This window comes from Leptolyngbya sp. FACHB-36 (genome assembly GCF_014695955.1).
Classification (GTDB): domain Bacteria; phylum Cyanobacteriota; class Cyanobacteriia; order Leptolyngbyales; family Leptolyngbyaceae; genus FACHB-36.
Map to the genome: position 1 here is coordinate 1 of NZ_JACJPG010000372.1, position 4,739 is coordinate 4,739.

Below are 4,739 nucleotides of genomic sequence, written 5' to 3' on the forward strand. Positions count from 1 at the left end.
GGGTAACCTTGCCGTTTTTGACGACCTGCTGACTTTCACAGACTGGGCAGTGCATCGGCTCTCATCCACTCGATGCAACCATTTTACTCATCACTTTCTAACAGACCAGCGCCGAACTCAGTTTAGTCAACGATCTATTGGATTTTCAGAGGCTTAACGCCGATGCCTATACGCTTAACCTAGACAAGATTCAGCCTCCAGATTGGGTTGCTCAAGTGACGCACGGATTTCAAGCGCGGCTGCAAACCCGTCAAATTCGTCTTCAAGTCAACCTGGCTGATAATTTACCTGCGCTCGTTTCTGACATCACCACGTTGAATCGCGTTCTCACAGAGCTACTGAGTAATGCCTGTAAATACAGCCCTTCCGGTGAACAAATTTTGGTTGAGGTTGCGCCTTTGAACGAGCAGCAGATACAGTTGAGCGTCTGCAACACAGGAGTTGAGATTGCAGCCGAGGAATTAGCTCGCATTTTTGATCCGTTTTATCGGGTTCCGCAGGGCGATCGCTGGCAACAGGGCGGTACAGGATTAGGCTTGTCACTGGTAAAAAAGATGGTTGCCGTTTTGGGTGGAAGCATTCAGGTGAAAAGTGGCTCTGGTGAAACGTGCTTCACACTGCGACTCCCCATCCAGCCACCAGAGCCTGGTCAACGGTTGTCGGAGTTGGGTTGATTGAGCTGCGTGGAAGCTAGCGATTCACTGTCGGACCTGCCGCTTCTACGGCTTGGCGCAGGTTTCCCTGATGTTCAGACAGCAGACGATCACCCGCTTCTGCGTCCAGTCCTGTCCAATGCATCAGCAGTGCCAGCTTAACGCGGCGTCCGCTTTGCTCCAGCAGAAATCCAGCGTCTTCGCGGCTGAGGTCGGTTAGGTCTTGCAGAATTCGCAGAGCGCGATCGTGCAGCTTCGAGTTCGTGACGGCTACATCCACCATGCGGTTGCCGTACACCTTGCCTAACTGAACCATCGTGCCCGTCGAAAGAATATTCAGCGCCAGCTTTGTCACCGTTCCCGCCTTCAGGCGAGTCGAACCCGCCAAGATCTCTGGACCCACTAGCAGACGAATGTCCACATCGGCTTCAACGGCAACCTGCGCGGCTGGCACGCAGGCGATGAAAATCGTTTTTGCGCCGCGCTGCCGTGCAGCGTGCAGCGCGCCGTGCACATACGGCGTCGTTCCGCCTGCGGTAATGCCGACCACAACATCGAGCTGGGTGACGTGATGATGGGCGATCGCGCTGGCTCCATCGTCTGCCTGATCTTCCAATCCTTCCGAACTGCGGAGTAGCGCTCCAGCACCCCCCGCAATAATGCCCTGCACCAGATCGGGCGGGGTGCAAAAGGTCGGCGGACACTCTGCCGCATCTAGCACACCCAAACGCCCACTGGTTCCGGCTCCAATATAGAACAGCCGTCCCCCGTGACGAAGTGCGTCTGCGGTGATTGTAATTGCCGCGGCTAACGACTCGCGGGCAGCCGCGATCGCGGCGATCGTCTTGGCGTCTTCCTGATTGAACAAGTCTACGAGTTGCAGCGGCGTCAGGTGATCTAGCGTCTGGCTGGCAGGGTTGGCTTGCTCGGTTAGCAAATGTCCACGTGATTGCAGCGTCATTACAGCAGCCCTTCTAGGCGGCGGCGCATCTGCTCTAGCTCGGTATCAGACATTTCGTCCTCGTCGGACTTGTTTGGATCCGGTTGCCCTTCAGCCTCCTGCCAATCTGTTGTTTCGACGTTTGATTCTGGCGGCGCAAGTAGCAAACGATCGGCGTCACTCTGGGGCACAAATCCAGCGGGAACCACTTGGCTATCGTAGCCAACACTCCGACAAAACTCTTCGATCTCGTCTTGGTCAATTTCTTCGACGGCTGGCGCTGGAAAGTCCTGCGCTTCTAGCAGAAGGGCGTAGCGCGTGGCATCATCCTCGTGCTCAAACATCAGGACCAAGTTGCGATCGCCGACTCGAATCGTATGAATCCCTTCATTGTCCGTTCCGGCATTGAAGAGTAGAACAAACACGCGCATGGCATAGACATCTGATAACAATCGTTACTCGATTTTACGGCGTAGCGTGTCGGAGAAGCGGATCAGGGCAAACAAATCTGAAGCGTTGCTGCTGTAGGCTAGAAGCGGTGAGCGTCGAGCAGGCTCAGCCCAATTAGAATCGTGATGCTAAGGGAGCCGACAGCGAACATCAGTGATCGACCGATCGGCACATTCAAAATATAAAACACGGGGTAGAGCAACCGAGCCGTTACGTAAGCGATCGCCGCCCACGCTGCCAGCGGCGACGTTTGCTGCGTCACGTATGCCATTAGTGCAGCGGCGGCAAACAGCGCAAACGATTCAAAGGCGTTCTGGTGCGCCCAAGTTGCCCGCTTCGCATAGTCAGGCAGCTTGTCGAACAAGGCGCGAGGAGCCGCCATATCGTATCCTGCCTGCACTCGACCAACCGCTACCACAAGAAACGGAACGTAAACCAAGATAGCCGTGATCGCAATGCAGTCTAGCAGAATCGTCAGCGTCGGAATTGGAAGCGTAGGCAGTGTCATGGTTTCAAATCGTATTCAGTGAATGCAGTTTGCTATTGAAGCAGCGTCAGAAACCGCCGAATCAGCCCGATCGTCACAGCAGGCACTTCCAACTGTGGCGTCAGTCCAACATTGGGAAGCTCCTGGAAGACGCGAATCGCTTGCGGATTCAGAGCCGCGAGGCGACGACCAATTTCGGGTCCGGTAAACTGCGATCGTTCTCCCCAGATGATTGCGGTAGGGACGGTTAGCTGCGGCACATACAGCGCCAGATCAAAGCATAAATCACCGCGAACAAATGACAGAGCCGCATACTCGCCATTGGGCTGCTGAGCAGATTCTAGATACGCCTCCACAATTTCGGGGAAGATACGATCGGCTTGGGCAAACTGGCGGTTTTCTAGAAAATTGCGGATGCCGGTGCGCGTTGCCACCCCTGCACTGTAGATGAAGCGATCTAGAACGGGCGTGCTGACCAACTGCGCGAAGAAACTGCGGCTGTAGTTCTCGCCAAAGTCCGATAAACCTGCAGCGGTGGTCAGAATCAGGCACTTAAACAAGTCGGGACGGGCGATCGCCGCTCGAATGGTGATGGCTGCCGTCAGCGACGACGCCACAACCGGAACTGGACCCTCGCAAGTTTGCTCTAAAAATTCAGTGATTGTGGAAACATAGTCATCCACAACGTAATTATGAGCGGGATGCTCCGATCGACCCCAGCCAATTAAATCTGGCGCGATCACCCGGTACTCTGCGGCAAATGCCGGATACACCTTTGACCACTCATAGGCAGACGAGCCGCCGCCGAACCCATGCAAAAACACGATCGTTGGTAGATCCGTGGGCAAATCATCTCCTGAAGCTGCCCCAGTGCGCCAGGGTAGTCCATCTGGCGTGTAGTACACCATGCTGCCAAGCTTAGTTGCAACAGAGCGCTGACTGAAGCCAACAGGAATAAACATAAAAATCTCTGGGGCTAGCGGCTAGAGGATAGCTTGATCGTAGAAAAATGAGCGCGCCATAGTACAGCCTCCTGAGGCTGAGATCCCTCAATCCGAGGCGGCTGCGTGAATCCAGTCCAGCAAGATTGGGTTAACCAACTCTGGCGCTTCGTCTTGCGGACAGTGCCCGACCCCTTCCAGCGGAATGAATTTCTGCACTTGAGGAAAGTTTGCCAGGTCGCGACCCAGATCGATCGGCTCCCACGGGTCTTTGTCTCCCCATAGGATAATTGCAGGACAGGGCAACACCTCCAGCAAATCTTCGGGCAGTGGTCCTTGGGAGTAACCCGTAAACGCGACAAACACGGCAGCGGCACCCGCGTCTTTAGCAGGCAGCATCAGCAGATCGATGAGTTCATCGGTCACGGCATCCGATCGTCCGTAGGCTTTGAGCAAAATTTTTCGCACCGTTGCGGGTTGGGCAACCTGCTTAAAAAATGCCTCGCCAATCCAGCTTGCTTTGAGAATGCGCTGGAGAATCGGTGCACCGACACGCTTAAACCAGGGCTGTGTGGCTCGGCGACGATCGTGCAGCAGTCGCAGCGAACAGTTGATTAGCGCGACACGGTGGGCAATTTCTGGACGATCGACGGCTGCCTGCATGACCGCAATGCAGCCCACAGAGTTACCGACTAAAAAAGCAGGCTCTCCAACGATTTCCTTGCAAAAATCTGCAATTTGCTGTCCCCACGTCTCAAATGTGTACTCAGCCTGCTCCCCCGGTTTCAGCGGACCCGGTGCAGGTTTTGCAGAGCCACCAAATCCAATTAAGTCCAGCGCAAACACGCGGCAGGTTTCTGCTAAAACGGGAATGTTTTTGCGCCAGTGTCCGAACGATGCGCCGAATCCGTGCACTAGCACCACCGCAGGTCCACGATCGCCCTGTGCCTGATAGGTAATAGGGAAGCCTTGCCAAATCCAAGTTTGCGTGGTGGAGACAGAAGGAGAGAGGGTCATGAGGAAATGAGGAGTGAGGGAGGACGCGATCGCCTCTTCCATTCTGCCAAACTTTACTTTACAAACCGTGACAATTTATCTCCCTCTATATCTAGGGCTGGTGAGGGCGATCGATTCGCAATTTCTTGTAGGAGAATCATACCAAATCAAAAAATGCCTGCGACAGATAGCGCATCTACAATAAAGCCAAAGCCAGTCACAGAAGCAACGGTTTCAGTCGTTAAATCGGCAATCAATTTGTCCACTTTCGT

6 protein-coding genes are annotated in these 4,739 nt (G+C 54.5%); 1 reads left to right on the forward strand and 5 read right to left on the reverse strand.

Annotated elements, in window-relative coordinates:
• The first annotated feature begins 137 nt into the window (after positions 1-137).
• Positions 138-674: a HAMP domain-containing sensor histidine kinase gene (locus H6F43_RS10420; protein ID WP_190342708.1), complete on the forward strand. Its 537-nt coding sequence runs from the start codon at positions 138-140 to the stop codon at positions 672-674.
• 16 nt (positions 675-690) lie between these two features.
• Here the strand turns inward: H6F43_RS10420 and murQ are convergent, their stop codons facing one another.
• The 5 genes from murQ to H6F43_RS10445 form a co-directional block, all read right to left on the reverse strand.
• Positions 691-1,614, reverse strand: coding sequence for an N-acetylmuramic acid 6-phosphate etherase (gene murQ, locus H6F43_RS10425; protein WP_190342709.1), 924 nt, complete (start codon positions 1,612-1,614; stop codon positions 691-693).
• Positions 1,614-2,024: a DUF3110 domain-containing protein gene (locus H6F43_RS10430; protein WP_190342710.1), complete on the reverse strand. Its 411-nt coding sequence runs from the start codon at positions 2,022-2,024 to the stop codon at positions 1,614-1,616. Before H6F43_RS10430 ends, murQ begins: the two co-directional genes overlap by 1 nt.
• Before the next feature lie 98 nt (positions 2,025-2,122).
• A complete protein-coding gene (locus tag H6F43_RS10435) occupies positions 2,123-2,551 on the reverse strand; it encodes an MAPEG family protein (protein ID WP_190342711.1) in 429 nt (142 codons plus the stop codon).
• A 32-nt stretch (positions 2,552-2,583) separates the two neighbouring features.
• Positions 2,584-3,492 carry an alpha/beta hydrolase gene (locus H6F43_RS10440; protein WP_190342712.1) on the reverse strand — a complete coding sequence of 303 codons (909 nt, stop codon included), beginning with the start codon at positions 3,490-3,492 and terminating at the stop codon, positions 2,584-2,586.
• 87 nt (positions 3,493-3,579) lie between these two features.
• Positions 3,580-4,488 carry an alpha/beta fold hydrolase gene (locus tag H6F43_RS10445; RefSeq protein ID WP_190342713.1) on the reverse strand — a complete coding sequence of 303 codons (909 nt, stop codon included), beginning with the start codon at positions 4,486-4,488 and terminating at the stop codon, positions 3,580-3,582.
• Positions 4,489-4,739: the final 251 nt, after the last annotated feature.

Excerpts from the sequence above, each read along its gene's own strand:
- murQ (WP_190342709.1), bottom strand. The coding sequence starts at position 1,614 with ATGACGCTGCAATCACGTGGACATTTGCTAACCGAGCAAGCCAACCCT.
- H6F43_RS10430 (WP_190342710.1), bottom strand. The coding sequence starts at position 2,024 with ATGCGCGTGTTTGTTCTACTCTTCAATGCCGGAACGGACAATGAAGGG.
- H6F43_RS10435 (WP_190342711.1), bottom strand. The coding sequence starts at position 2,551 with ATGACACTGCCTACGCTTCCAATTCCGACGCTGACGATTCTGCTAGAC.
- H6F43_RS10440 (WP_190342712.1), bottom strand. The coding sequence starts at position 3,492 with ATGTTTATTCCTGTTGGCTTCAGTCAGCGCTCTGTTGCAACTAAGCTT.
- H6F43_RS10445 (WP_190342713.1), bottom strand. The coding sequence starts at position 4,488 with ATGACCCTCTCTCCTTCTGTCTCCACCACGCAAACTTGGATTTGGCAA.